Consider the following 25,183-nt stretch of genomic DNA (forward strand, 5'->3'; position numbering starts at 1 on the left):
TCGAAATGATTCGGCACGATGTCGTGCCGAGTATCTTTACGAACTTACAGCCGGCAGTATGATACTGCCGGTAGTTGCTACATCCGGCAAACGAAAACTCGCGTCGCTGAGGCAGTCTCGTGCAGTCGATCCAGGACAGGAGCACGAAACGACGATCAGGGCAGCAAGCGCTGCTGGACGGCCTCTACCGACTGATTCCACAGTGACGTGGCCGTGGTGGAAACGTCAAACAGGCGCTCCAAACGGTCGCGGTCGGCCGGTCGACGCGTGATCTCGGTGCTGCAGTCGGGACACTCGTAGACGTCTGTCGACGCTTCGCGACGCACTTCCCAGTCGCCGTCAGGCGGACTCTGGTGGCTACACTCCGAACATATCAGTACTGCCTTCCGCGGTCGGTCTCGTTCGCTGGAGGGCGAAGTCATGCGCGACGGTTCTCCCTGCGCAGGCATAAATTGCGCGATTTCGAAAGGGAATAAAATTGATGATTGACCATGATATGAGATTGAGTATCGTGGTAACCGCCTCAATTAGTCTGTGAAACGGCCATGACGATCGATAGAGCCCTGGCAATCGCTACGTGAGATTTGACACGTTGTCTGACGACGGCTCGTACTGATACGAGCGAGTGTAAACACACCGCCGTTTCAGTTGACGTCAACGACCGCAGGGTCAAATCGCTCGGCGGTCCGAGACCCCCGCGATCACGAAGGGATGTGATTTTCGGACGACTCCTGGACATCTGCCTCGCAATTCCGTGAACAGGACTGGGCCGGCCACACCACTGTTGCAAGTGAACACGAGAACTCATCACACACTGGTGATTTCACTTGCAAGGGTGGTGTGTCTACTGACGGAACTGGTCGAGTGCCTCGGGACTGGACCCCGAGGCGGTTCACGTAACGTTGTTCATCGAGGCGATCTCTCGGATCGTTTCTATTTCGTTATCGAGTCGGAGTACGTCGGACATCGCCTCGATCGCACTCGCAAACGGCACGTCCAGCTCGTAGCTGTAGTAGTTGCCGCGGGAGCCACTTCGGTTCTCGTATGCGGAGAGGATTCCGAGCATGCGGAGGTCAGACAGGTGATTGTGTACGGATCGTTGGGCGAGCGTGTCGATCCCGGAGGAATCACAGAGCGCAGCGTACTCCTCGTAGATCTCGCGAATGCGGCAGGGCGTCTCTTGCCTGGCAGCTTTCGAGATGACGGCCAGCAGTACGAGACGGCCGTGCGTCGTCAGTTCCCGCATCCCCTCCTCGACGCGTTCCTGTTCGAGACGAGAGCGTGCCGCCTCGACGTGGTCACGCTCGATGAGGTCTGCTTCACGGTTTTCAGCGATCTCGCCGGCCAGTCGAAGTAGATCGAGCGCCTGACGGGCGCTTCCGCTATCGCGAGCAGCGAGAGCCGCACAGAAGTTCAGCACGCCCTGTTCGATGGCACCTTCGGTGATCGCGATGTCAGCGCGGGATTCGAGAATGTTTTCCAGTTCCGGTGCGTCGTACGGCGGGAACTGCAATTCTCGTTCACAGAGGGTGTCCTGGACGCGCGGATCCAGCTGATCGCGGAATTTGAAATCGTTACTGATCCCGATGACACCGACTTTCGTCGCGTCGAGCTTGTCGTTTGCCCGCGCCCGGGGGAGCTCGTACAGTAACTCGTCCCGGTCGCCGATCGAGTCGACCTCGTCCAGGACGATCAGGATCGTGCCGCCGATCGCCTCAAGTTCCTCGTATAACTTTTTGAAGACAGTTTGCTGGGGATAGCCGGTCGAACTGATCTCACCACCAGTCGGTCGGAGTTCGTTTACGAGTTCGATGGCGACCTGATAAGAGGAGTTCAGGGTTTTGCAGTTCAACGAGATGACCGAGAGGTCGACGTCGTCGTAGTCTTCGACGTCCGCTTTCAGCCTCTCAAGAAGGTAGTCAGTGACGGCAGTTTTCCCGACGCCAGTGTTTCCGTAGAGGAAGATGTTGTTCGGCTCCCAGCCGTCGACGACAGGCTGGAGCGCGTCCATGTACTGCTCTATCTCCTCGTCTCGCTCCGCGATCTGGTCAGGTTGATAGGATTCCCCGAGAGCATCTTTGTTGCGGAAGATGTTCTGTTTCCGCACGAATCGACGCATGACTCCGCCTTTTCGTGTCGCACATATAAGCCCACTCTCACATCCGTTTCAAGTGAAAGGGCAGGGACACCACTGCTCCACAGAGAGACCACACCTCTACAACACCCCACCATATTATTAGCAACCACGACTCCGCAGCGGTACATCCCACTCTTACAGAAATACAGGAGAAAGCCCACGACTTTACTCGCGGGATGAATCCGTCACGATGTGCCACTACTTCGCAGACAGCTCCCGCTTCGCAGACGTGCCGCCGTCCTACAGACACACACCACCGTTGCAAGTGAAACACTAGCCGGAGTGTCGTGATCAGAGCGACAGTCCGTGATTTCAACTAAAGCGTTTACATTTTTGGTCCGATACATATGTCGGAACCTCCGTTGTACATGGGTGCTCCGAGCCCATGTCGGCACATCGCTCTCCTTCGACTGGCCCTGGCTTCTCTCTCCCCCTCTTCGATATCCCAGCTTCACTTGCAACAGCGGTGTGTGTCTGTCTGACATCAGTACACCGATCGGGCGTATCACAAGAGACGCCGGGCGCGTTGCGGTCGGCTGCGGGCCCTCAGCAGACGTCCGCCCGTCGCGAAACGAGTAATAGTGGTCGGTGTGACGACTCACCGGTAGACCGACTGCGTCCTGACGCAGGGTGTGACGGATCACTTCGTGCGTCCCGATAGGCGGGTGGTAGCTCGGAATCCTGGTCGTCCAGTGGGAGTCAGTCCGGAAAGAGCTAGCAACGATCACGGTGAGCGCAGCCAGCGAGGTGAACATTTTTCATGCTGCCGTGGGAGACCCGGACGTGAACTGGAAGCGCTGGCTCCGCAATAGCTTCGTCACCGGCTTGATCCTGGTTGCCCCGCTGATCGTCACGCTGGTGGCACTGCGGTTCGCACTCGGGTGGTTGACGGGCTTCGTAGAGCCGGTCGTCTCGGCGACAGATCTCGCGCGATTCACCGGCGAGATCGAGTTTCTGGCGCGACTGCTCGCGGTGCTAATCATGCTCGCGCTGATCGGGTTCGTCGGGTTTCTGGCCCAGTGGGGGATTGCCAGTCGCCTCTTCGGCAGTCTCGATCGCGTCATCGGCTTCATACCGATGGTTCGGGTGATCTACACCGGTGTCCAGGGCGTTGCTAACTCGCTGGTCGAGCCGACCGATCGCTACGAGAGCGTCGTGCTCGTGGAATATCCCCGGGACAACGTCTACGCGCTCGGATTCGTCACTGCCGAGAGCCCGGAACCTGTCCAGACAGCAATCGGGGAAGCCTACAACGTGTACCTGCCCAACAGTCCGAACCCAACGAACGGTCACCTCGCGCTCGTCCCCGAGTCCGAAGTCCACGAACTCGACATTTCGGTCCGACGGGGGATCCGGCTGATGGTCACGACCGGCATCGCCGAGACGAAAGACGAACTCGAGGCACTCGACGCGGACATCAGCGACGCCGTCGAGACGGCGACGACAGGGGGTAAAGCCTCCGAAGCGACAGCAGACGAAGCGTCCGAAAAGTGATTACAGGTACGCCGCGTCCCAGCGGGTGGGCTTGCGGCTATTGCCGCAGTTGTCACATTCGATCCGTCCCATCGCGTCCATCGCGTTCGCGAGCTGTTCACAGCTTCCACAGTAGTACCCGTAGCGCTCGCCTCGGTTCTGATCTGCATAGACCGGGTAGAACGGGCCCAGCGACCCTCTCTCGGCGTCGTCGCGATCGACGTAGACCGTCTCTCCGGCCGGCGTTTCACAGACCGTGAGTCCCGACGGCTCCTCGATGTAGATGTTCTCGACGTGCGTGCGACTGGCGATCTCGACATCCCGACGGCCGACCTGCTGGAACCCCAGACGCTCGAAAAAGCTGTTGCCCTCGCTGTTTTCCGCGAGCACTCGACCCTGAATCGTGCTCGCACCCTGTTTGCGAAGGCGATCACGCGTGGCCTCGAACAGGTCCATACCGATCCCTTCCCCGCGATAGGACGGGTCGACGTGCAGCCACAGCAACATCGCCTTCTGCTGGGCCCCGGAGTCTTCGAAGACGACCGCGTCTTCGAGCGTGCTTTCCGAGAAGCCGACGACCTGTCCATCGCGGTCGGCGACGAGCAAGAGTCGGTCCTCGTCGTTCAATCGCTCACAGAGGTTGTCTTCGGTGTACCATTCTTCGATCGCGCTGGTGATGGCTTGCGGACTCAACGAGTAGGACGTCTGTAGCGACCGACGGGCGATATCCCGGATCGCCGGTCGGTCTGCAGGCGTCGCAGGCCGGACATTCATGCTGGGGTATTCGCTCTCATTCGTTAAAAAGACAGCCGCTCGTGCGAATTCTGCGCTCGAGACGCGGAACGCCATAAGAGTGTCGTAACGCTAAAGAGTCAAACAGACCTTTTTGTATGTAACATGAACAACGAACGTCCTGTCGGGAGGTGGTCCTGTGGGTGTCGAGATTAAGGAGTCGCCGGTGACGGACGCCGAATTCGAGGCGATGAAGGAGTTCGTCCGCGACTACCTTACGGCCAGTGTCGAGACCGAAGACGAGGGTGGGCGCATGCGGTGGTATCCCTGGCACTCGGCGGAATATCGGTTCAATCACATCATGAACGTCGTTGATCTCGCCGGAGAGATCGCCCGAAAGGAAGGGGCGAACATCGACGTGACACGGGTGGCGGCGCTGTTTCACGATGTCGCCAAGCTCGAAGCCGAGCAGGATCGTCACGCCGAAGCCGGCGCGAAGATCGCCAAGGAGTATCTGACGACGCACGGGGACTATCCCCCGTCGTTCGTCGAGCAGGTCGTGAGCGCGGTCCGCGACCACTCTTACCAGGGCAAGGTGACGGACCTGCCCCTGGAGACGCAGTGTCTCATCGAGGCGGACATCCTCGACAAGATCGGTGCCAACGGTGCGACGCTGCTGCTGTTGCGGATGGGATATGAATCCCGGACGCACATGGACGCCGCGGAGATGGTCGGGCGCGTCCTCGAACGCGGTCGGGACGCCCGCGACCGCATCCACAGCGACGCCGCAGAGAGCGTCGCCCACCGCCGGATCAAGCGCGTGAAGTGGCTCAAGGAGTGGCTCGAAGCCGAGGTCGCGAACATGGACGACGAGAGCGACTTCCAGGGAGCCGACGAACCCGACTCGGCAAAGCGGTAGCCGCAGTCGCGGCCGGCCGCCGGAATACCCGACGCGATCCGATCAGAGCAGCGTGCTCGCGGCGTCGAAAACGAACAGGACGCCGAAGCCAGCGAACGCGATCGCGCTGAGCGTGGCAACTGCCGGGGCGAACCGGTCGACGCGCTCGCGGCCGGCGACCAGCGCTGCCGGGAACGAGACAATCCAGACGACGATCCCAGCAAAGAGTCCGGCGATCAAAAGCGGGGTACCAGTCCGGACGATCAGGTGTCCGGCCAGGGGCGACTCGGGCGACAGCGCCGTCGCGAGCACGTCGATCCGCCCCGAATCGAGCAGGCCGACGCCCACGGTCAGCCAGAAGACGATCTGATAGGGGTTCGTGATCGCGAGCGTGAACGCCTTCAGGAAGCCGTGCCCGTTCGTCGCTGCCCCCTCGCTCTGGAAGGTTACAGAGAGGTCGCGGACGGCGTCGTACGCGAAATACCACAACAGCAGTCCGCCGATCCCGACCATCACACCCCTGAGCGTGGGCGATCGCTGGACGATCGTCACGGCACCGAGCAGGGACAGTGCCAGAAAGCACGCGTCGGCGACCATCGCGCCGAGTCCGGCGGTAAAGCCCGCTCGCCACCCCCGGACGACGCTCTCTTCTGCGATGACCGCGTTCATCGGCCCCGGCGGCGCGGCTAGCGCGAGCCCGAAGACGACGCCCGCGCCCGCGGTTGCGACGACCTCGAAGAGACTCATCGACGGTCGTTCGTCGCTGGCGCTGAAAAGCCCGACGAGTTCGTCGCCAGCGATCCACCCGGGCCGACAATGCAGAAGCGCGCAATACTGCCCGAGCTACCCGTTAGACATCGACCGGACGAACGCCCTTCTGAGGACAGTCAGCATAACGTATGGCTCGTACTTCTGGGTTCCGCAGTGCTCACAGGGAGCCATCTCGCCGGCGATGGCATCAATGTCCGCACCGTACTCGTCCGCTAGCTGGTCGAGGATCGCGGCGACCCCCGGCTGTATCGACTCGACCATCCGTTCGATGTCGGCCTCCCTGTCGTCCGGCAGCGCATACGAGAGGACGATCGTATTGGCCTCGTAGAACTTCTTCGTCCCGCCACGGCCCTCTTCGAGCCGTGCGATCTCGACCAGCCCGGCATCTCTGAGTTCGTTGACGTGATGGCGCACCGTGTTCTCGGTTCGATCGTATCCCCGTTCGGTCAGCGATTCGTGAAGCTGATCGATCGACATCGCCTGCTCGGCGAGCATGTCGAGAATCATCGCCCGGAGCGGTTCTTCGACGGCCCGAGAAACGTCCGTATCCCGGACGACGATGTCGTCGATCGTTACTTCGGACGCGAATTCAGCCATTATCGGAAGTTGCGCGCCCGAGAATAAATGCCGTCGGGTCTCGTGCTGTCGGCTATTCGAGACCTACCGTATATTGACACCAGTATCCCTGGCATGGTGAGTGTGAACGACCATCACGAATATATTCGCAGTGAAGTGTATGCGTGCGAGACCGTCTAGGTCGACCGATGACAACCGTACCCGAGATTACCCGTCGTCGGGTCTTGCAGGCGCTCGGAGTCGGTGCAGCAGGTTCGCTCGCCGGGTGTGCGACACTCTCGGACGACGGACCCGCGACGCCGACAGAACCCTCTGTGGACGACCCGCAGTCGCCCGACATCGACCGCATCGCGGCCGACCCGACCGAGGTGCCAGACCCCATTGATCGCTCGTCGCCGGCGACCGTCGAGGTCGAACTGGAAACGCGAGAACTCGTCGCCGAGATCGAGCCGGACGTGACTTACACTGCCATGACCTTCGACGGCCGGATTCCCGGGCCGTTGATCCGCGTCCGCCGGGGGGACACGGTCGATCTCACGATCACCAGTCACGAGGACAACCTCATGCCGCACAACATCGACCTGCACGCGGTGCGCGGGCCCGGCGGCGGGGCAGCGGCGTCGATGGTCGCCCCCGGCGAGACCGAACGGTTCCGATTCAAAGCCACCTATCCCGGCGCGTTCATCTACCACTGTGCCGTGCCGGATCTGGATTACCACATCTCCTCGGGAATGTTCGGGTTGATCCTCGTCGAACCGCAGGACGGCCTCCCGGCGGTCGATCACGAGTTCTACTTCGGTCAGCACGAACTGTACACGACCGGCAACGCCGGTCAGGCGGGTCACCACGACTTCGACATGGACGCGATGGCGGACGAAAACCCGACGTACGTCCTCGCAAACGGCGAGAAATACGCGATTACCGAGGACGGCTACGGTCCCGTATCCGTCGACGTCGGTGACACGGCGCGAGTCTTCTTCGTCAACGGTGGGCCGAACCTCACGTCGAGTTTCCATCCGATCGGCAGCGTCTGGGACGCGGTCCGTCCGCAGGGTGCGATCGGCGCACAGCCCCAGCAAAACGTCCAGACGACGCCGGTCATGCCCGGTTCGAGCGCGATTACGACGCTCCAGTTCTCGGTTCCGGGGCCGGTGAAACTCGTCGATCACGCGCTCTCGCGAGTCGCGCGCAAGGGGTTTTCGGCGGTCATCGAAGCCGACGGCGAGCCCCGGCTGGATATTTTCGATCCGGACCCGGCATGATCGACAGCCAGGCCAGCGACTGGCGGAGCGTTACTCTACGGTGACAGTTCCGACCATACTCGCGGCGTGTGGAACGCACACGTAGGTGTACTCGCCGGGTTCGTCGAACGTGTGCTCGAACGTCTCGCCGCTCGGCACCGTTTCGTACGGATCGCCGTCCTGCTGCATCGTCCCGAACCCGGTCGCATCGCCAGGGATCGAGATCCGATCGTGCATAGCCGGCCATGCACTGACGTTGTGGCTATCGCTCTCGAACGTCCAGGTGATCGTCTCGCCGACGGAAACTGTGATGTCGGTCGGCTCGAAGGCGAGCGATCCGTTCGGGCCGACGACCACAGTGGTGTCGTCTTCATCGGGCTGTGAACTCCTGTCGTCGGTGCTGCAACCCGCGAGCGCGACACTCACGCCTCCGCCGGTAGCAGCCAGTACAGCGCGTCGACTGAGCAGAGTCCGTTTCTCAGGCATCGAGACGAACGAACGTCCCGACAGAGAAAGCGTTTGAGGCGAATATATGCGACAGACGGTTCGTCGTAACAGTCGTCTGTGCGTGCAACCGCCCCGGAGATGTTCGGAAGCAGGTTTAAGTCCTGAAAAGGTTTAGGCTGACCTAATATGGTCCGAGCGTCGTTGACACTGACTGTGCCGGAGCGAGTGTGGATCGGTACTGTCTCGCGCGAGTTTCCCGAGGCGCGGTTCCGCGTCCGGTCGGTCCGTTCCGCCGACGAACTCGGAGTCGGGCTCGTCGAGATCAGCGCCGACGACATCGAGACTGTCGTCAGCGAGATGGAGACGCACGACCCTGTTCACTCGGTGACGCCGCTTCAGAGCGGGCAAGGCCGAGCGCTGGTCCAGATCGAGGCGGATGAACCCGTGCTCTTGCGATTGCTCGAACGGACCGGCATCCCGATCGAAACGCCGTTCGACATCGTCGGTGGCGAGGTCGAGTGGACGCTGACGACGACGCGACACAGACTGTCCGAGCTCGGTTCGGAACTCGATCGCTCGGAACTCCAGTACGTCGTCAATCACGTCTGGGACAGTGCCCAGTTCGAACGCGTTCTGACCGAGCGCCAGCAGGAGGTCGTCCAGGCCGCCATCGACGCCGGATACTACGACTCGCCGCGCGACTGTACCCAGGAAGATCTGGCTGAGAGGCTGAACATGGCGAAATCGACCTGTAGCGACATTCTCCACCGGGCGGAGGAACACATCGTCAAGCACTTCCAGCGTGATCCGTCTTCGGACTATACGGCGCGGAAGAAACCGGCCTGATGGTGGCCGAGAGGTGTCTTCTCTCGCGAGGCCGGTCGAGAACAGCTACGCGTGTTCGATCTCGATGTGCCACTCGTCGGATCCGACTTCGGTCGCCTCGTAGGTGAACCCGCGACTCTCGATGACGTCGTAGAGCGGTTCCGGCTCGAAGCTATTGATCAACAACAGCGTTTCTCCCTCGGGGAGACTGCCCAGTGCGGCCATGATGTCTCCGAACGGCTCGCCATCGATGTTCCGCACGTCGAGTCGCTCGTCCGCTGTCTCTGTCGTGTCTGAACTCATAGACGCACTGACGGCCGTCCCGCACCTGTATATTTACCCGATGACGTTCGGCCGAGGACAGAAAAGTCCACGCGTACAACCGTCTCGTCGCCGTCGGGACGCTCCGCTAGAAACAAAACACGAACGGATACATCAGTGCCACCCGGTCGCAGTCCTCGAGTTCCGTATCGAGCCCGTCGAGATGTTCGGTCAACTACCCCACCCTACTTCGCTCGGTCCGACGACCTCGCTCGTTGAGGGTGGGGCTTGTCGGTGGACTCCGCCTCTGACTCTAGAGCAGAGTACGAGACAAATCCTCGGTTCGGCGTCACAGTCCCCGACTTCAGGGCAAGTTGACTGTTGCCCGTCCGCCCTGATTGAACCGGCCGTTGACGGCGACGCGGGCGAACGCCCTGGTCTGTTCGCCCTCCGGGTTCTTGTTCCACGTCTCGGGCGGATCCCCTTCCAGGGGTGCCCATCCGCGTGCGGTCGCGTCGGCCTCCGTCTCGCCGATGAGCATGTCGGCGACGTCGTACTCCTCGACGGCGTTGAGAAACTCCCGAACCGACGATCCGTCGAACGTGTACTCGAAACTCCCCTTGCCGACTGCCGACCGAACGTGGCCGGTGCACTTGACCTCGACTGTCGTTACCACCGTTGCTGACGTGAGCGCACGCTGGACCGATACTTGATGCTCATATCCGCTCGATGTGATCGAAACAACCTGTCATTATTCCTTAACGTATTGGGAACGATTGCGATTCGAGCGAGCGGCTACCTGCAGGAAGCAAAAGAAAGCCGGTCGAATATATTCCCCCGCACTCCAGGCGGCTGGGAACGCCAGTTCCCCCTATATTTGGGGTTATCAAAAGGGTGCACATGGAGCTTCGACGAAAGACAATCGCGATCGTGATCGTCATTGCGTTCGTGTTCAATCTGGTCGTGATGGGTGCCGGTGCGTTCTTCGCCTATCAGGAAGCACCGCCGATCCCCGAACAGATCACCGGCCCCGACGGCCAGACGGTCGTCACGGAAGAGGAGATCAGAGACGGAAAGGAGCAGTTCCAGCAGCACGGTCTGATGAACCACGGATCGATCCTCGGCAACGGTGCCTACTACGGGGTCGACTACACTGCAGATACGCTGGATTTAAAGACAGCGCACATGCGCGATTATTACGCGCGTGAGCGATTCGACGTCGGGTACGAATCGCTGCCGTCCGACCGGCAGGCTGCCATCGCCGAAGTGGTCAAACAGGACCTGGATAGCGGCTACGACGGCGGCGACATCGAGTACTCGCCGGCGGAGCGATACGCACACGAACAGATCCAGGAGGTGTACGTCGAGCGGTATCACGAGGGGAGTTCCGAACGCGGGATTCCCTCGGAGATGATCGATTCGGAGGCGGGGGCCCGTCAGTTCGCGGATTTTGCACTATGGACGGCGTGGTTCTCTCACACTGACCGCCCGGACGGCGAGAACTCCTACACGAACGAGTGGCCCTACGCGCCCGGCGCCGGCAACGACGCTACCGGCTCAGCGATGCTCTGGAGCGTCATCGCAATGGTGCTGCTGGTCGCCGGGGCTGGGTTCGCGATCTGGCTGTACAAGTCGGTCGACCTACCTGAACCGTCTGCGACAGACATCTCCGTCCCGGAACCGGGCGACGTGAGCGTCTTCCCCAGCCAGCGCTCGGCGTTGCGGTTTATCCCGATCGCCGCGGTGTTGTTCCTGGGACAGGTGCTCCTCGGCGGGTTGCTCGCACACTTCTACATCGAGCGCGACGCGTTCTTCGGTATCGGCGAGTTGCTCGGGTTCGACATCCTCCAGTGGCTGCCCTTCGCCATCGCGAAGACCTGGCACATCGATCTGGGGATTCTCTGGATCGCCGTGACGTGGCTCGGTGCTGGACTGTTCCTGCCGCCGCTTTTGACCGGTCACGAACCCGACCGCCAGTCGACGCTCGTCGACGGGCTGCTTGGAGCGATCGTGGTGGTCACGGTCGGCGGCATGGCCGGGATCTGGCTCGGTGCCAACGGCCACCTGCCGGGCGAACTCTGGTGGCTGCTGGGCAACGAGGGGCTGGAGTACCTCGAAGTCGGGAAGGTCTGGCAGTTCGGTCTGCTGGCCGGCTTTCTCATCTGGGCGGCGCTGTCCGTTCGCGGGCTGAAGCCGCTGCTCGACCGCGAACCACCCTACGGGCTCGCTCACATGATCCTCTACGCCGGCGGGTCCATCGCGTTGCTGTTCACGGCCGGCTTCCTGTTCACGCCCGAGACGAACATCGCTGTCACCGAGTTCTGGCGCTGGTGGGTTGTCCACATGTGGGTCGAAGGTGCCTTCGAATTCTTCATCGTCGCCATCGTCGGGCTGACGCTAGTGTCGATGAACCTCCTCTCGAGACGTAGCGCCGAGAAGGCCGTCATGCTACAGGCCCTGCTGGTTATGGGCACCGGCGTCATCGGCGTCTCGCATCACTACTGGTGGATCGGGATGCCCGACATGTGGATCCCGATCGGGAGCGTCTTCTCGACGCTGGAGTTGATTCCGCTGGTGTTCATCCTCTACGAGGCGCTGGGACAGTATCGGGCGATGACCGAGACCGGGTCGTTCCCCTACAAACTGCCGTTCATGTTCATCGTCGCCAGCGGCGTCTGGAACTTCGTCGGTGCGGGCGTCCTCGGTTTCTTCATCAACCTCCCGCTGATCAACTACTACGAGCACGGGACGTATCTCACCGTCGGACACGCCCACGCGGCGATGTTCGGTGCCTTTGGCTTCCTCGCGCTGGGAATGGTCGCGTACATGCTCCAGATCGCGATCGAACCCGAACGCTGGGACGCGTCCTGGCTTCGAGCGTCGTTCTGGCTGTGGAACGTCGGCCTGGCGCTGATGGTGTTCGTCTCGGTGCTCCCGGTCGGCTTCCTCCAGCTCGACGCCGCGTTCACCGAGAGCTACGCACTCTCCCGGAGTCTGGCGTTCTACAACCAGGACGTCGTGCAGACGCTGTTCTGGGCTCGACTGCCCGGCGACACGCTGCTCATCCTGGGGACCGTCGTCTACGTGGCCGATCTGCTCAGAAAGCGGTTCGTCCTCCGCAGCTCGGCTGACGACCCCAGCGTCGACGACATGGCTGTCGCGCGGGGCGTGCTGGACGACGACTGATCGTGACCGCTATAACGATTTACGGCGCGGATTGGCAGCGGCTGGGACAACCCGAAGTACAACGCCTGGTGGTGACCGGAGCGACAGCGGTGACGGCTTCGACGCGGTCCGGAAAGAACTCGAATGTCGCCGAGATCCGTCTGTTCGCAGAGACGAGATGAATCCACCTCACCCGGCCGAAGCCCTAGACGACCCGTTTGACCGTCCCGACCACCTATTTAACAAATCAAACATATCATTTGAGAAATCCTTTTTGAAAGCCGGTCCATAGACAGGGACGCAATGAGCGAAACGACACAGTTCCGCGTACTGGACTTCGACTGTCCGACGTGTGCGAGTACCGTCGAGCGTGCCCTGCAGAACGCTGCGGGTGTCGAGCGCGTCGAGGTCCACTACGCGACCGGCCGAGTCGAGATCGAGTACGACACGACCGTCGTCGATCCCGAGACGTTCGCACAGACGATCGAACAGCAAGGGTACACGCCCCAGCGTGCCTGAGGTGGGTCGAGCGTGATCGACATCTCCGAACGGCTGCCGACCGAGTGGTATCGGTACTACGCCAAACACCGGACGGCGACAATCGCCGCGACCAGCGGTCTCCTGTACGCGGGCGGCTGGTCGATCGGGTACTTCGCCGGGCTCGACACTGCGAGTGTCGCAATCTTAATTCTCGCAGCGGTCGTCGGCGGCTACGACATCGCCAGACAGGGCTATCACGAGGTGCGAAACCGGACGCTGGGGATCAAGACCCTGGTGACGCTGGCAGCGATCGGCGCGATCGCGATCGGCGCGTACTGGGAAGCCGCGGCAGTAGTCTTCCTGTTCTCGCTTGGATCGTATCTCGAAGGACGGACGATGCGCAAGACCCGCACCGCCCTCCAGGAGCTGCTGGAGATGACGCCCGACACGGCGACCGTCAGGCGGGACGGGGAACTGAAAGAGGTGCCCGCCCGCGAGGTCGAAACTGGCGAGACAGTCGTCGTCAAGCCGGGCGAGAAGCTCCCCGTCGACGGCGAAGTCCGCACCGGCGAGAGTGCCGTCAATCAGGCTCCCGTGACCGGCGAGAGTGCGCCCGTCTACAAGACGGACGGTGACGAGGTCTACGCCGGGACGATCAACCAGGCGGGCTCGCTGGAAGTCCGAACGACCGGTGCGGGCTCGGACACGACCCTCCAGCGAATCATCCGCCGGGTCGAGCAGGCTCAGGAGGCCCAGTCCTCGACCGAGCGGCTGATCGACCGCTTCGCGAAGTACTACACGCCGGGCGTGATCGCGCTGTCGATCGTCGCCTTTGCCGTCACGCGGAACGCGATGCTGTCACTGACGTTGCTGGTGATCGGCTGCCCCGGCGCGCTCGTGATCGGGCCGCCCGTCAGCGTCGTCAGTGCGATCGGCAACGCCGCCAGGAACGGCGTCCTGATGAAGGGCGGCGAACACCTCGAAACGGCCGGGACCATCGACCTCGTGGCGTTCGACAAAACGGGGACTCTGACGAGAGGCGAGCCGACCGTTGCCGACGTCGAGGGCTTCGGCGTCGAGGACCGCGAGGCACTGACTCTCGCCGCCGTCGCCGAGAAGAAGAGCGAACACCACCTCGCCGACGCCATCGTCGAAGCGGCACACGAGCGGCCGGCTGCCGTCGCCGACGGAGGTACCGTTGCGGTCGAGGAGACAGCAAGCCCTCCCGGTGAGTCGTATTCGATCCCGGACCCCGACGAGTTCGACGTGGTCGCGGGCAAGGGCGTCGTCGCCCGTCACGACGGGCGGGAGATCGTCGTCGGCAACCGCACGCTACTCGACGACTGTGATGTCGAGGTGCCAGCGGACGTCGAAGAACACGTCCGCGAGCGCGAACAGCACGGCGAGACCGCGGTTCTGGTCGCGGACGATGCCGCCGTCGTCGGCGTCGTCGCCATACGCGACGAGTTGCGTGAGGCCGCCCCCGGCGTGATCGAGTCGCTACGGGCGGCCGGCGTCGAGACGGCGATGCTGACCGGCGACAACAAGCGGGTCGCCACCGCGGCCGCCGAGGCGGTCGGGATCGACGACTACCGCGCCGAGTTACTCCCCGAAGACAAGCAGGCGATCGTCGAGGAACTCGGCGAGGATCACACCGTCGCGATGGTCGGCGACGGGATCAACGACGCCCCGTCGCTGGCAACCGCAGACGTGGGAATCGCCATGGGTGCGGCCGGCACTGACACCGCCATCGAGACCGCGGACATGGCACTGATGGCCGACGACCTGGGGCACATCCCGTATGCGGTCACGCTCAGCAAAGCCACCCGTCGGAACGTCTACGAGAACGTCGCTATCGCGATCGCGACGGTCGCGCTGCTGCTCGCGGGCGTGCTGACCAGCTACGTCACGCTCGCCTCGGGGATGCTCGTCCACGAGGCCAGCGTCCTCGCGGTGATCGGAAACGGCATGCGACTGCTGCGGTACTGAAAAACAGACAGACGATCCACGGACACCGATGACAGAGCACGATTCACGGACACCGATGACAATTCACGAATACCGATGACAGAACACACGACTCCGACCGAGACGAACAGCACGAACTGGGCTGTCGAGTACGACGCCGAACCGATCAGGATCCGCGATCCCGCGGCCGAGGCACTCGCCGTCCTCGATCCCGGCGATCCGTTTGTCGTCACCTACGAGGACGTGGTGAAGACCGCGGGCCACTCCTGTCCGACGGCGTCGGGCGCCTACCGGATCACACAGCTCGGTCTCGACGCGCTCTATCCGAACAGCCTCCCGGTCAGAGGCGAGATCGAAGTCCGCGCGGGCGGGCCGTCCGACGACGCTACCTACGGCGTGATGAGCCGACTCGTCTCGTACGTGACCGGCGCAGCGGGCGACGACGGCTTCGGAGGACTGGGCGGCGGCCACGGCGACCGGCAGAACCTGCTGAAGTACGACGCGTTCGAGCCAGTGGGCCCCGACCCGACGTTTCGCTTCCAGCGGACTGACACCGGCGATACCGTCGAAGTCGTCTATCACGTCCGGGACGTTCCGGACGGCGGCCCAGCGATCGGCCACCTCCAGCGGATCCTCGACGGAACCGCGACCGCGGACGACCGCGAGGCGTTCGCCGACGCCTGGCACGGACGCGTTCGGGCCGTTCTCGCCGACGACGACCTGTTTTCGGTCCACTCGCTCGACACGGGGACGTGACCGAACGACGTGCGAACGTGTTCGGGAAAGTCCACAGGGGCGGAGAGACCGAACAGAGAGTCAAGATGGGCCTGTTCAGCCGAGGCGACAGTGGCGGACCGGATTTCGACGCGTACGACGAGCTCGTCCCGTCGAACCTCCCGGAGCCGGGGGAACGTCTGACCGACCACGAAGTGCTCGAGGGCGAGGAGCACGTCGAGATCCACCGGACAGTCAGGGACATTTTCGAGGAGCGGGGCGTCTACGACACGACGTTCGGGTACAACCTTGCAAAGCTCAACCTCGATCCGCGCCACCCTGACGCCGGGTTCAGGTACGCGACCGAAGACGACGAGGTACTGCACGTCGAGTTCACGCCGACGACCGCATTCTGCCCGCAGGGTGAGGTACTCACGACCGCTGCGAACCGCGCGCTCAACGATCTTGCCGATCGCCACGGGTTCGAGCAGGTCGAGGTCCGGATCGCCGACCTCCACCAGCACAGCGACGCGATCAACGAACAACTACAGACCGATGCCACTGACGGCGAACTCGATGAGGACCCGGCGACGGACGAGCAAGCAGATCTTCCCTTCTGACAGTATTTTTCGGCGGTTCGAACTCTTCTCTCCCGGTTCATCCAGGGGACCGCCCGAGCAGCGTAACGAGGACTTCGCGGACGGTCTCCGGACGGTGTCGCCAGACGACACCGGCCATGTTCGCGCCGAACAGCACCACGCCCACGCCGAGGAGGTTCCCCCCGGCGACGACCACCCACGTCGTCGCGAGTACGTCACCGATCCAGAGACCGGCCAGTCCAGCCGCGAGCAGCCAGAGCTCGACGGTCGCGATCCGGTCGTCGTAGAGGTCGTCGACCATCGGCACCGACTCGTATCCCAGCCGGTCGCTGTAGCGGTGATACCAGACGATGAAGGGGACAACGTGGTAGAACGTCCCGACGATTGTCAGGGTGAACACGCCGACGAAAAGCAGGTGCGTCCCCGTCGGACCGCCAAAGCGCGTGAACACCGAGATCGGATTGCCGAGCCAGTAGGGGATCGTGAGCGCGATCCAGCCGACCAGCGACGCCGTCACGAGGCCGTATCGCCGCAAGAGCGGGCCGGTTTCGACGCGGGCCCGCCATAGCTGACGGGCGAGAAATCCCGAAAAGGCCAGTGCGCCGGCGAGCAACACGACGCCGCCGATCGTCGCGACGCGAGTCGACCCGAGCAGCCGCCCGGCCGCGAGCAGTGCGATCCCGCCCGGGAGCGAGACCATCTCGACGTGCGCGAGGTGAGCGTCGACAGTCGTCTTCTCGGCCTGCGTGAACATCGGGGCGAGCTGGTAGAGTGCCCCGACGATGGTCGCGAGGACGAACCCGAAGACTGTGAGCGTCAGGTGTGCGAGCAGCAGTCGCGACGGCTCGATCAGCCCGCCGAGCAGCCGAACGGAGATGTCGGCGGCGAGCAACCAGCCGAGGACGGTAGCCACGAGCAGACTGGCGAGCGCGAACGCGAAGTGCCCCTCGGTAATGTCGAACGTCCGCACGTCGGGAAGCGTGCGCACGATATTGTACGCGAAGACCCAGAACCCAACCAGTAACACGCCGCCACCGATCGGCAGCCACGCGTACTCGAACAGAAAGCCCGCCACCAGCCCGGCGACGCCCAGGGCCACCAGCCAGAGACTGGCAACCGAGAGCTGCCGGGAGTGGAGACTCGTTCCCGACCAGACGGGGACGAACTGCGTCATCGCGCCCATGATCGTCAGGCCGATCCAGCCCGCCAGCAGGAGGTGCAACGATCCGGCTCCAGCGGGGTCGATCCCCGGGACGAACGATCCCAGACCGGCGATCGCACCGCCGAGCAGGAGGATCGCCACGCCGACGACGAAGTGCGCGACGGGGATCGCAAGGGGCGGCTGGCTGTCGGTATCGAGGTCGCCCGAGAGTTGTTGCATCGTCTCTGTCCTCGCTCAGTCAATCGTCGGCCGGGCTCGACATCGATCTGTCGATCGTCTGTGCTGGCAGCGGCCCGTCGTATGCTTCCGGGACGTACGGACACAGCGGATCGCTCTCGAGGGGATCGCCCGTGTAGGCGTACGCTCGCGATCGAGAGCCGCCACAGACGCCACGGTACTCACAGGCTCCGCACTTGCCTTTCAGGTTCTCGACGTCCCGGAGGTCGGTAAACAGGTCGGAGTGCCGGTAGATGTCGACGATCGAGCGTTCCCGAACCGAGCCAGCCGACTCGGGGAGGAAACCCGACGGGTACACGTCCCCGCGGTGGCTCACGAACGCGAACCCGTTGCCGGCCCGGATGCTCGTCCGGCGACCGATCTCGTCGGCTGTCGCGGGTGCGACGGCCTCGCCGCCCTGGCGTGCCTGGACCGCGACCCGGCGGTAGTGTGGAGCTTCGGTGGTCTTGATGCCGAACGAACGCGCTTCCGACTGTTCGAGCAGCCACTCCATGACGCGATCCGATCGGTCGGGGTCGATCGGATCGAGCACCGTCCCGCGACCGATCGGCACGAGGAAGAACACCGACCAGAGAACGGCGCCGAGTTCTTCGACGAGATCCGCCAGGTCAGGCAGTTCAGCGAGCGTCTCCTGGCAGACAGTGGTGTTAATCTGGAGGGGAATCCCCTGCTCGCGGGCGTAGCGCGCGATCGAAACCGTCCCCTCGAAGCTGCCCGGTTCGCCCCGGAACTCGTCGTGGGCTCGGGCGGTCGCTCCGTCGATGCTCAGTGCCAGCCGTCGCAGCCCCGCGTCGGCCAACTCGTCGACGATCTCGGGCGTCAGCGCGTCGGTCCCGCTCGGCGTGAGTGTCATCGACAGCCCCTGATCGACGCCATACCGAACGAGCTCGACGAGATCGTCCCGGACGAGCGGATCCCCGCCGGAGAGCACGACGAGCTGTCCCTCCCCGAACTCGCTCGCGTCTTCGAGCAGTTGCTTTCCCTCTTCAGTGGTCAGCTCACCCGGGTGGCGATCGGGCTGGGCGTCCGCCCGGCAGTGCTTGCATTCGAGTTCACAGGCCTGTGTGACCTCCCAGATGAGAACGAACGGCCGTTCCGACAGATCGATGTCCCGAGGATGCATGCGTCTCTCTCCGATGATTGCCGCGCCACGTCCGAGTCAGGCGCCCCGAACATATTCGTCGGATTCGGTGTGGTGCGCTCGATCGGATCCGGGAGAACGAACGCGGGCGAACACGTTCGGGTGAACCGTTGCCAGCACGCGGACACACGCGATAGGTATGGAGCCGACAGTCGTACTCGACAGCGAGGTGGTTCCGGATCGGCCCGATTACGAAACGCTCGACGTCCGCGAGCTCCCGCCGCCGAAGCCGCTTCAGGAGACGCTCGAAGCAGTCGTCAATCTCGACGAGCGCGTCCTGATCCAGATCAACGATCGAACGCCCCAGCATCTGTTCCCGAAACTCGAGGAGCGAGGGCTCGAACACGAGTCGGTGGGCGACGATCCGGTCTACACTGCGATATGGGTGCCCTGACGTGTCACTGGCCGTGTGGACCCGCCCCGCGGCTTCGGCGCTGAGCGACGTGACGCTGCCTCGCACGCCGAGTGCGGGCAAGGTATGGTATTTATGATCCACCCTCGACAAAGTACGGAAGATGGACGAGTCTTTCCGAGTGCTAGCGGTCGACGACGATCCGGGCATCTCGGAGCTGATCACCGAGTTCTTACCTCGGGAAGACGACCGTTTCATCGTCGAGACCGCTACGTCAGCGACCGAGGCAATAGATCGCTTCGACCAGGAAGTGTTCGATGCGATCATTTCCGACTATCAAATGCCGGATGTAGACGGGCTCGACTTTCTGGAGACGATTCGAGACGATTTCGATAGCGATATCCCGTTCATCATCTTCACCGGCAAAGGACGTGAGGAGGTAGCGATCGACGCGCTCAATTTCGGGGCCGATCGGTACCTCCAGAAGGGGGGCGATCCCACGTCTCAGTACAGCGTATTGGCTGATGCTGTCCGCAACGAGATCGAGAAACACCAGACGAAAGCCGAGTTACGGGCACTGAACCAGGAGCTCACGGCGCAAAATCAACAGCTGGAAGCGTATACCGAGCAGCTCGAAACGACCGAACAACGACTCCGGGACGAGATCGAGGAGCGAAAGAAGCGCGAACAGGAGTTGAAACGCCACAAACGACTCCTCGACGCCCTGTTCGATTTCGTTCCGATTCACCTGTTCATCAAGGATCGAAAGGGTCGCCACCTCTGGGTGAGCAGCGAGTTCTACGACGATCCCGAGCGATGGATCGGCAACAGGGACACGGAAGTCGAGTACGACGTCCCGGAAGAATTCTCCGAAGAGGCGTACGAAGACGACATGCAGGTTATCGAAGAGGGAGAGCGAATCATCGACAAAGAAACCTACGACGAAGCTCGGGGCAGATATTTCCTCACGTCGAAAGTACCCTGGCGCGACGAGGACGGCGACGTCGTCGGACTCCTCGGCTATTCGTTCGACGTCACCGAACAGAAAGAACGCGAACAGCGGCTGCAGACGATCATCAACAACCTGCCCGGGATCGTCTACCGGTGCAAGCAACAACCGGGGTGGCCGATGGAGATGGTTCGCGGCCGTGCGGAGGAGTTGACCGGCTATACGGCCGACGAGATCGAACGTGGCACGGTGAGCTGGGGCGATGATATCATCCACCCGGAAGACAGAAACTGGGTCTGGGAAGACGTCAACCGGGCGACCTCGGGCGGCGAGCCCTTCGAATTGACCTACCGGATCCAGACGCGATCCGGCGAACGGCGATGGGTCTGGGAGCAGGGACAGCCCGCACGGACCGGGGGAGACGTGACTCAGATAGAAGGGTTCATTATGGACATACCTGAAGACATTCACAGTGCAGGCCAGTCCTGAGAACGGGACGGTGGAAATACGTGTCCGACACGGATCCGTTCGGACAGACCGATCGGGTCAGGGGCGGACCGTCGTCAGCTCCCAGGCGTCCGGGCTCTTGCGGCGTACTTCGAACGGTTCGATCGCCGCCGGTTCGACCTCGGCGAGGTTCGCGAGGTACTGTCGGATCGGCGTCGGATCGCGGTCGCTGACCACGCGGAACTGCTCGCCGGATTCGAGCGTCTCGAAGGTTTCCCGGACCCGATCGCGTCGCGGCTCGGGGTCAAGGCCGCGGATGTCGACGGCGTCTGCCGGCGGTTCGTAGGCCGCAAGCGCGTCGAACTCGGTCTCGATCGCCTCGGCGAGGTCGCGAACCCCATCGGGTGCGGAGCCGACCTCGGGACGCTCCTGGAACTCCGCCTCGAACGGGAGCGTCGCCAGGACCTCCGTCGAGAGATCCGAGAGGTTGTCCTCGAAGAGGTCGTTCGGCTCGCCACAGTGGTCGCAGGTGAACTCGGCCATGTTGACGACGGCGCCGAGCACGGGGACGCCCTCGTCGAGGAAGAGATCGATCGTCCGGTTGGTGTCGGCGACGCTGGTGTGAAACGGCGTCGTCACCACGATCAGTCCGTCGACCGGCACGTCCTGCAACGTCGTCAGCACCACGTCGCCGGTGCCGGGCGGCAGATCGATCACGAGCGTCCCGTCGCTACGCCAGGCAGTGTCGCCGAACAGATCCGAAACGGCGTCGTGGACCATCGCGCCGCGCCAGGCCAGCGGGACGTCGGACTGGAGCAGTCCGATCCCCATCAGCTCCAGTCCATCGTGAGCGATGGGGATCGGATTCCCGTCGTCGGTCGCGTATACGGGTCCATCGACGTCGAGGATCCGATCGACGTTCGGGCCGTGGACGTCGGCGTCGAACAGCGCGACGTCGTCGTCGGCCGCCAGCGCCGCCGCGAGATGGGTCGCGACTGTCGACTTGCCGACGCCGCCTTTCGCGCTGGCGACGGCGATCACGCGGTCGAAATCCTCGACGCTGGTTCGCAACTCCGCGTCCGGCCCGGCCTGTTCGACCTGGACGTTTTCGATCCCGGGGATCGCTTCAGTCACCTCCAGGATCGCGGTCATCACGTTCTCGTCGGAAGCCGCCGGATACGGCGATATGTCGACGATGACCGTCAGATTGCCGCCGTGAAGGTCGATCTCGTAGACGACGCCGGCGCTGATGAGATCCGACTCGATACCCGGCACCGACACCTCCGAAAGCGCCTCTCTGACCGCCTCGTGGGGATCGTCGGGGAGTTCGGATGTGGACATTGTCAGAGGTCCGGTGGGACGTCGTGGCGCGGCTGGTCGGTCGGAACGGTACTCCTGGTGAACAGCTCGCGACGATCGCTGTCGCTGTCGAGTGCGTGCGTGGCCGCCTCGGCGACGATGTCACTGTCATCATCACGAAGACGGTCGAGCGCCGCTCGCGCCCGCTCGTCGTCGAAATCGCCGAGCAACTCCGCGACCCACTCGCGGACGCGTTCGCTGTCGTCGTCCTCGAACGCGAGCAGCGTCTCCAGCAGGTCCGCCCCGCTGTGTTTCGACAGCGACAGCAGGGCGTTGCGCCGCACGGCGTGATGCTCGTCTTCGAGCCGTGCTTCGATCGCGTCAGCGTGTGCCCGCCGATCGCGACCGTCGAGGACGACGACGGCCTCCGCACGGACCCACGGGTTCGGATCGTCGAGCGCCTCGCGGGCGACCGTCGACGCGACATCGGCCCCGAGGTCGCCCAGCGCCTCGACGGCGAACTGGCGAACGTCCGGATCGGGGTCCTCGTGGACCCGCGTGGCCAGCGCGTCGACGACGGCGTCGATCGGCTCGCGCTCGGCGAGCGCCAGTGCCGCCCGCCGTCGTTTCGGAGCCGGGCCCGTTTCGAGCGTTTCGAGGAGCTCCGCATGCCCGTCGTCTGCGACCGGCGTCGTGTCGGCGACGGTCAGTTCCGCCGGCGTCGCCGTACCGATCGTGACGTCGTCGCGCCCGACTTCGATGTCGGCCAGCGATTCGATCTCGGCGTCGAATCCGGGACTCTTCGCGGGATCGAGCTGCGGGTCCGGCGGGCCGTCCGCTTCGGGGTGCTCGCTCTCCGAGGCCCCGAGTTCCGGGTCCGCCAGGTCGTCGCTGTCGAACCCTGACTCCGACGTGGCGTCGGGCTGGAAGTCGTCCGGATCGGTCACGCCGAGACACCTCCTCGGCGCTCGACCAGCAGCAGCACGCCCAGCACGACTGCGAGCGCCCGCGGCAGCGAGGCCGGGACGCCGGCGGCAAAGAGGAGTCCCGCCCCGAGGAGTGCGTGCCAGTGGCGCGTCCGTGCGGCCGCGCTGGCGGTCGTCGTGAGCCCGGCCAGCCCGACGGCGAGGACGAGCAGCGACGCGCCGACGACGCCACCGCCGATCAGCGTCACTGCGCCGGTGACAAAGGGTGCGCTCAGCCCGATCGCGACCAGCACTGCCGCAACGAGGCCACCGAACGCCCAGTCGGTCCGTCCGTGCCCGAGCAGCGCAGGTGTGGCCGCCGCGCCGAGCAACGCGAGGTTCGTCCCGATCGGCCACAGCGTCGCCGACGCGACGCCGATGCCGGCCGCCAGCGAGACGGCGACCGCCGACACGAGCGCCACGACGGGCAGCGCGTGCCAGTCGAGGGAGCGATCGACCTGCCGCCAGCGCCTGGCGACGGCGAGCGAGCCACCGGCGACGACTGCGACGACCGCAGCCGTCGTTGCTGCCGGGACGATCGCCGCCAGCAGGCCGAACACGCCGACGAACGCGAGGCCGATCCGCTCCGGGGCGTCGTCAGTAGCGGTCGCGACGACGAGCGCGCCCAGCGCCGGACCGAGCGTCGCCAGGAGCTGCAGCGTCCCCATCGATCCTGCGACGCCCGACGCGAGATTCGCGTTCAGGGCAACGCGCGCGACGAGGAGTCCGGCCGCGCCGGCGAGTCCGAAGACCCCAGCGACGAGACGCGTGTCGACGTCGAGACTGCGCAGCTCGGGTAACGCGTCGGCAGTCGCTACCCTAGTCATGGTCACTCGCCCCGTAGCGCTCCCGCAGGTCGCGGCTGTCGCTGGAGACGACCCGTTCGAGCAGTCGAGCCAGGTCGGCGTAAAACGTCGCCTCGACGTCTTCGAGACGCCGTTCGAGCGCCGTCGCGAACGGGTCGAGGTGTCGATCGAGGAAGTCCCGGCGTGCGCGGGCGGCGTCGGTCTCGCCTGCGGCCTCGCGCCGGGCGAGATAGGCCGCGAACTCCAGTTCCAGCCTGAGGTTGTCGTGGTGGTCGCGCTCCTCGCTGGACACAGACAGCCCGAAGTGCTCGTAAGCGCGTGCGAGATCGACGTTGATCGCGTTCCAGTCCACGTCGCGGTACTTCGATTCGTACAGCGGGACGGGCGGCCCCTCGCTCTCCAGGGAGCCGTCGGTCCGGTCGGTGTACTCGGCGTGGCCGAGCGTGAACAGCCGGTTGTACGTCCCACAGAGCTCCTCGTATCCCTGCTCTGTTTCGAGGCGCGGACGCTCGACAGACAGCGACGACCGTTCGAGGTAGGTATCGACCTCCCTCGCCAGATCTCCGTCGGTCGCGGCCGCGTGGAACTCCCGATCGGGGTTGTCGAAGGCGCGCGCAAGCAGTGCGTACAGTGCGCTCCTGGCCGCGGCGTCCCGGTCGTACGTGTCGGCGGTGTCGCTCCGGGTCGCCACGTCACTCACCTCCGCCGGTTCGCACTCGTCGGATGCCCTGTATGGTCACGACGACGACGGCGACGATCGCGATCCCGGCGATCGCCCACAGGATCGACTCGAACGGTGGCCCGCCCGAGTCGCCGGCAAGCGGCAGGTAGTACCACTCGCTGACGGCCTTGTGACCGGATCGCTCGGCATTGCCGCCGTCCCAGACGCCGAAGGCGATATCGAGATCCTCGCCGCCGGTGATGGCCGTCCGATTGTCACCCGCCGGATCGACAGGTCGGTTGAACACGACAGTCCAGGTGCCGTCCTCGCCGCTCCCGGTGTGTTCGGCCCACGTCTGTACCGAGGCGTCTTCGAACTCCGTCGTGGATCCCTGCCCGCCGGCCAGCAGCTCCTCGGTGCCGGTGTCGGCGTTCCAGTACCAGACGTTCACGAGGTTCGACTGGCTCCCCATCGCGATCGCCGGCTGCACGCCGGGATCGGCCGGGATCTGGACCGCGACCGCGTCGGCGAAGGCCTGTGGTGCGCTGGCGCTCTCGCTGGCTTCTTCGTCCTGCCACTGCATGCGCAGGTAGACCTCGCCATCGGAGCGAGCGGCCTGCACCTCGACAGACCGCGTCGAGACCATCTCGGCGTTCGGCAGCCCGCTCGGCGCGGATTCGAGCGGCACTTCAGCGGCCGGGACATCCTCCCAGCCCGAGGCGTCCGTCCCGTCGAGGTCGTCTTCGACTGTCGGTGACGGGATCTCGTACGCCGGTCTAGCGTCCGCGAGCAGCGGCATCGCGCCCGCGACGACGACCAGTAGTGCCGCAAGCGCGACGAACGTCCACGTCGATCGGTCAGTCATCGTCGAACACCT

24 protein-coding genes and 2 pseudogenes are annotated in these 25,183 nt (G+C 63.9%); 11 read left to right on the plus strand and 15 right to left on the minus strand.

Annotated features, from left to right (window positions below; translation table 11 throughout):
• Nucleotides 1–892 precede the first annotated feature (892 nt).
• Entirely contained in the window at nucleotides 893–2,119 is a 1,227-nt protein-coding gene (locus OB916_RS02485) for an orc1/cdc6 family replication initiation protein (RefSeq protein WP_315907691.1), read from the minus strand.
• 801 nt (nucleotides 2,120–2,920) lie between these two features.
• Between OB916_RS02485 and OB916_RS02490 the strand changes: the two genes are divergently transcribed.
• Complete coding sequence (locus tag OB916_RS02490) at nucleotides 2,921–3,631, plus strand: DUF502 domain-containing protein (protein WP_315907692.1); 711 nt, start codon at nucleotides 2,921–2,923, stop codon at nucleotides 3,629–3,631.
• Here OB916_RS02490 and OB916_RS02495 read toward each other — a convergent pair whose 3' ends face one another.
• On the minus strand, nucleotides 3,632–4,384 hold the full coding sequence (locus OB916_RS02495) for a GNAT family N-acetyltransferase (protein WP_315907693.1): 753 nt from the start codon (nucleotides 4,382–4,384) through the stop codon (nucleotides 3,632–3,634).
• A gap of 157 nt (nucleotides 4,385–4,541) precedes the next feature.
• On the opposite strand from OB916_RS02495, the gene OB916_RS02500 reads away from it, so the two are divergent.
• Nucleotides 4,542–5,261 (plus strand): HD domain-containing protein, encoded by a 720-nt coding sequence (locus OB916_RS02500; protein WP_315907694.1) that lies wholly within the window; start codon nucleotides 4,542–4,544, stop codon nucleotides 5,259–5,261.
• Nucleotides 5,262–5,303: 42 nt separating this feature from the next.
• Here the strand turns inward: OB916_RS02500 and OB916_RS02505 are convergent, their stop codons facing one another.
• Entirely contained in the window at nucleotides 5,304–5,987 is a 684-nt protein-coding gene (locus OB916_RS02505; protein ID WP_315907695.1) for a LysE family translocator, read from the minus strand.
• Nucleotides 5,988–6,083: 96 nt separating this feature from the next.
• Nucleotides 6,084–6,608 (minus strand): winged helix-turn-helix domain-containing protein, encoded by a 525-nt coding sequence (locus tag OB916_RS02510; RefSeq protein ID WP_315907696.1) that lies wholly within the window; start codon nucleotides 6,606–6,608, stop codon nucleotides 6,084–6,086.
• Between the two features lie 167 nt (nucleotides 6,609–6,775).
• Here OB916_RS02510 and nirK point away from each other — a divergent pair, with 167 nt between their 5' ends.
• Entirely contained in the window at nucleotides 6,776–7,849 is a 1,074-nt protein-coding gene (gene nirK / locus OB916_RS02515) for a copper-containing nitrite reductase (RefSeq protein ID WP_315907697.1), read from the plus strand.
• 30 nt (nucleotides 7,850–7,879) lie between these two features.
• On the opposite strand, the gene OB916_RS02520 is transcribed toward nirK, so the two are convergent.
• Nucleotides 7,880–8,314, minus strand: a complete 435-nt coding sequence (locus OB916_RS02520) for a plastocyanin/azurin family copper-binding protein (protein WP_315907698.1) — start codon at nucleotides 8,312–8,314, stop codon at nucleotides 7,880–7,882.
• A 147-nt stretch (nucleotides 8,315–8,461) separates the two neighbouring features.
• On the opposite strand from OB916_RS02520, the gene OB916_RS02525 reads away from it, so the two are divergent.
• Nucleotides 8,462–9,121, plus strand: coding sequence for a helix-turn-helix domain-containing protein (locus OB916_RS02525; protein ID WP_315907699.1), 660 nt, complete (start codon nucleotides 8,462–8,464; stop codon nucleotides 9,119–9,121).
• Nucleotides 9,122–9,166: 45 nt separating this feature from the next.
• On the opposite strand, the gene OB916_RS02530 is transcribed toward OB916_RS02525, so the two are convergent.
• From OB916_RS02530 to OB916_RS02535, 3 genes and pseudogenes are all read right to left on the minus strand, one after another.
• Nucleotides 9,167–9,403, minus strand: coding sequence for a DUF2249 domain-containing protein (locus OB916_RS02530; protein WP_315907700.1), 237 nt, complete (start codon nucleotides 9,401–9,403; stop codon nucleotides 9,167–9,169).
• A 203-nt stretch (nucleotides 9,404–9,606) separates the two neighbouring features.
• Nucleotides 9,607–9,759: pseudogene (locus OB916_RS16975) on the minus strand (RNA-guided endonuclease InsQ/TnpB family protein); the annotation flags it as partial.
• Nucleotides 9,756–10,037 (minus strand): annotated as a pseudogene (locus OB916_RS02535) (pterin cluster protein); the annotation flags it as partial. The pseudogenes OB916_RS16975 and OB916_RS02535, both read right to left, overlap by 4 nt.
• Nucleotides 10,038–10,261: 224 nt before the next feature.
• On the opposite strand from OB916_RS02535, the gene OB916_RS02540 reads away from it, so the two are divergent.
• The 5 genes from OB916_RS02540 (at nucleotide 10,262) to OB916_RS02560 (ending at nucleotide 16,308) form a co-directional block, all read left to right on the plus strand.
• Nucleotides 10,262–12,547, plus strand: a complete 2,286-nt coding sequence (locus OB916_RS02540; RefSeq protein ID WP_315907702.1) for a nitric-oxide reductase large subunit — start codon at nucleotides 10,262–10,264, stop codon at nucleotides 12,545–12,547.
• Between the two features lie 282 nt (nucleotides 12,548–12,829).
• Nucleotides 12,830–13,045, plus strand: a complete 216-nt coding sequence (locus OB916_RS02545) for a heavy-metal-associated domain-containing protein (RefSeq protein ID WP_315907703.1) — start codon at nucleotides 12,830–12,832, stop codon at nucleotides 13,043–13,045.
• A 12-nt stretch (nucleotides 13,046–13,057) separates the two neighbouring features.
• The gene (locus tag OB916_RS02550; protein ID WP_315907704.1) at nucleotides 13,058–14,995 is read left to right on the plus strand and encodes a heavy metal translocating P-type ATPase; all 1,938 of its coding nucleotides are present in this window, start codon (nucleotides 13,058–13,060) and stop codon (nucleotides 14,993–14,995) included.
• 75 nt (nucleotides 14,996–15,070) lie between these two features.
• Nucleotides 15,071–15,730 carry a hypothetical protein gene (locus tag OB916_RS02555; protein ID WP_315907705.1) on the plus strand — a complete coding sequence of 220 codons (660 nt, stop codon included), beginning with the start codon at nucleotides 15,071–15,073 and terminating at the stop codon, nucleotides 15,728–15,730.
• Nucleotides 15,727–16,308 carry a hypothetical protein gene (locus tag OB916_RS02560; RefSeq protein ID WP_315907706.1) on the plus strand — a complete coding sequence of 194 codons (582 nt, stop codon included), beginning with the start codon at nucleotides 15,727–15,729 and terminating at the stop codon, nucleotides 16,306–16,308. Before OB916_RS02555 ends, OB916_RS02560 begins: the two co-directional genes overlap by 4 nt.
• A 37-nt stretch (nucleotides 16,309–16,345) precedes the next feature.
• Here the strand turns inward: OB916_RS02560 and OB916_RS02565 are convergent, their stop codons facing one another.
• Nucleotides 16,346–17,668 carry a hypothetical protein gene (locus OB916_RS02565; RefSeq protein ID WP_315907707.1) on the minus strand — a complete coding sequence of 441 codons (1,323 nt, stop codon included), beginning with the start codon at nucleotides 17,666–17,668 and terminating at the stop codon, nucleotides 16,346–16,348.
• Between the two features lie 19 nt (nucleotides 17,669–17,687).
• Nucleotides 17,688–18,809 (minus strand): TIGR04053 family radical SAM/SPASM domain-containing protein, encoded by a 1,122-nt coding sequence (locus OB916_RS02570; protein WP_315907708.1) that lies wholly within the window; start codon nucleotides 18,807–18,809, stop codon nucleotides 17,688–17,690.
• A gap of 157 nt (nucleotides 18,810–18,966) precedes the next feature.
• Between OB916_RS02570 and OB916_RS02575 the strand changes: the two genes are divergently transcribed.
• Both OB916_RS02575 and OB916_RS02580 read left to right on the plus strand, forming a co-directional pair.
• Complete coding sequence (locus OB916_RS02575) at nucleotides 18,967–19,221, plus strand: DUF2249 domain-containing protein (protein WP_315907709.1); 255 nt, start codon at nucleotides 18,967–18,969, stop codon at nucleotides 19,219–19,221.
• 121 nt (nucleotides 19,222–19,342) lie between these two features.
• Nucleotides 19,343–20,617 (plus strand): PAS domain-containing response regulator, encoded by a 1,275-nt coding sequence (locus OB916_RS02580; protein ID WP_315907710.1) that lies wholly within the window; start codon nucleotides 19,343–19,345, stop codon nucleotides 20,615–20,617.
• Between the two features lie 57 nt (nucleotides 20,618–20,674).
• Here the strand turns inward: OB916_RS02580 and OB916_RS02585 are convergent, their stop codons facing one another.
• From OB916_RS02585 to OB916_RS02605, 5 genes are read right to left on the minus strand one after another with little or no spacing between them, the layout of a single operon-like run.
• Nucleotides 20,675–21,916: a P-loop NTPase gene (locus tag OB916_RS02585; RefSeq protein WP_315907711.1), complete on the minus strand. Its 1,242-nt coding sequence runs from the start codon at nucleotides 21,914–21,916 to the stop codon at nucleotides 20,675–20,677.
• 2 nt (nucleotides 21,917–21,918) lie between these two features.
• Complete coding sequence (locus OB916_RS02590) at nucleotides 21,919–22,821, minus strand: HEAT repeat domain-containing protein (protein WP_315907712.1); 903 nt, start codon at nucleotides 22,819–22,821, stop codon at nucleotides 21,919–21,921.
• Nucleotides 22,818–23,666, minus strand: a complete 849-nt coding sequence (locus OB916_RS02595) for a phosphate ABC transporter permease (RefSeq protein ID WP_315907713.1) — start codon at nucleotides 23,664–23,666, stop codon at nucleotides 22,818–22,820. The genes OB916_RS02590 and OB916_RS02595 overlap by 4 nt, the downstream gene beginning before the upstream one ends.
• Nucleotides 23,659–24,336 carry a molecular chaperone TorD family protein gene (locus tag OB916_RS02600; RefSeq protein WP_315907714.1) on the minus strand — a complete coding sequence of 226 codons (678 nt, stop codon included), beginning with the start codon at nucleotides 24,334–24,336 and terminating at the stop codon, nucleotides 23,659–23,661. Before OB916_RS02600 ends, OB916_RS02595 begins: the two co-directional genes overlap by 8 nt.
• Nucleotide 24,337: 1 nt before the next feature.
• The gene (locus OB916_RS02605; protein WP_315907715.1) at nucleotides 24,338–25,171 is read right to left on the minus strand and encodes an ethylbenzene dehydrogenase-related protein; all 834 of its coding nucleotides are present in this window, start codon (nucleotides 25,169–25,171) and stop codon (nucleotides 24,338–24,340) included.
• Between the last annotated feature and the right edge of the window lie 12 nt (nucleotides 25,172–25,183).

The sequence above is a fragment of the Halapricum hydrolyticum genome, assembly GCF_025517535.1.
GTDB classification, from domain to species: Archaea; Halobacteriota; Halobacteria; order Halobacteriales; family Haloarculaceae; genus Halapricum; species Halapricum hydrolyticum.

What these genes read in the sequence shown, in the direction of transcription:
- OB916_RS02530 (WP_315907700.1), bottom strand. Translation starts at nt 9,403, where the DNA reads ATGAGTTCAGACACGACAGAGACAGCGGACGAGCGACTCGACGTGCGG.
- OB916_RS02485 (WP_315907691.1), bottom strand. Translation starts at nt 2,119, where the DNA reads ATGCGTCGATTCGTGCGGAAACAGAACATCTTCCGCAACAAAGATGCT.
- nirK (WP_315907697.1), top strand. Translation starts at nt 6,776, where the DNA reads ATGACAACCGTACCCGAGATTACCCGTCGTCGGGTCTTGCAGGCGCTC.
- OB916_RS02510 (WP_315907696.1), bottom strand. Translation starts at nt 6,608, where the DNA reads ATGGCTGAATTCGCGTCCGAAGTAACGATCGACGACATCGTCGTCCGG.
- OB916_RS02595 (WP_315907713.1), bottom strand. Translation starts at nt 23,666, where the DNA reads ATGACTAGGGTAGCGACTGCCGACGCGTTACCCGAGCTGCGCAGTCTC.
- OB916_RS02520 (WP_315907698.1), bottom strand. Translation starts at nt 8,314, where the DNA reads ATGCCTGAGAAACGGACTCTGCTCAGTCGACGCGCTGTACTGGCTGCT.
- OB916_RS02605 (WP_315907715.1), bottom strand. Translation starts at nt 25,171, where the DNA reads ATGACTGACCGATCGACGTGGACGTTCGTCGCGCTTGCGGCACTACTG.
- OB916_RS02565 (WP_315907707.1), bottom strand. Translation starts at nt 17,668, where the DNA reads ATGCAACAACTCTCGGGCGACCTCGATACCGACAGCCAGCCGCCCCTT.
- OB916_RS02570 (WP_315907708.1), bottom strand. Translation starts at nt 18,809, where the DNA reads ATGCATCCTCGGGACATCGATCTGTCGGAACGGCCGTTCGTTCTCATC.
- OB916_RS02495 (WP_315907693.1), bottom strand. Translation starts at nt 4,384, where the DNA reads ATGAATGTCCGGCCTGCGACGCCTGCAGACCGACCGGCGATCCGGGAT.
- OB916_RS02580 (WP_315907710.1), top strand. Translation starts at nt 19,343, where the DNA reads ATGGACGAGTCTTTCCGAGTGCTAGCGGTCGACGACGATCCGGGCATC.
- OB916_RS02545 (WP_315907703.1), top strand. Translation starts at nt 12,830, where the DNA reads ATGAGCGAAACGACACAGTTCCGCGTACTGGACTTCGACTGTCCGACG.
- OB916_RS02525 (WP_315907699.1), top strand. Translation starts at nt 8,462, where the DNA reads ATGGTCCGAGCGTCGTTGACACTGACTGTGCCGGAGCGAGTGTGGATC.
- OB916_RS02575 (WP_315907709.1), top strand. Translation starts at nt 18,967, where the DNA reads ATGGAGCCGACAGTCGTACTCGACAGCGAGGTGGTTCCGGATCGGCCC.
- OB916_RS02540 (WP_315907702.1), top strand. Translation starts at nt 10,262, where the DNA reads ATGGAGCTTCGACGAAAGACAATCGCGATCGTGATCGTCATTGCGTTC.
- OB916_RS02555 (WP_315907705.1), top strand. Translation starts at nt 15,071, where the DNA reads ATGACAGAACACACGACTCCGACCGAGACGAACAGCACGAACTGGGCT.
- OB916_RS02585 (WP_315907711.1), bottom strand. Translation starts at nt 21,916, where the DNA reads ATGTCCACATCCGAACTCCCCGACGATCCCCACGAGGCGGTCAGAGAG.
- OB916_RS02505 (WP_315907695.1), bottom strand. Translation starts at nt 5,987, where the DNA reads ATGAGTCTCTTCGAGGTCGTCGCAACCGCGGGCGCGGGCGTCGTCTTC.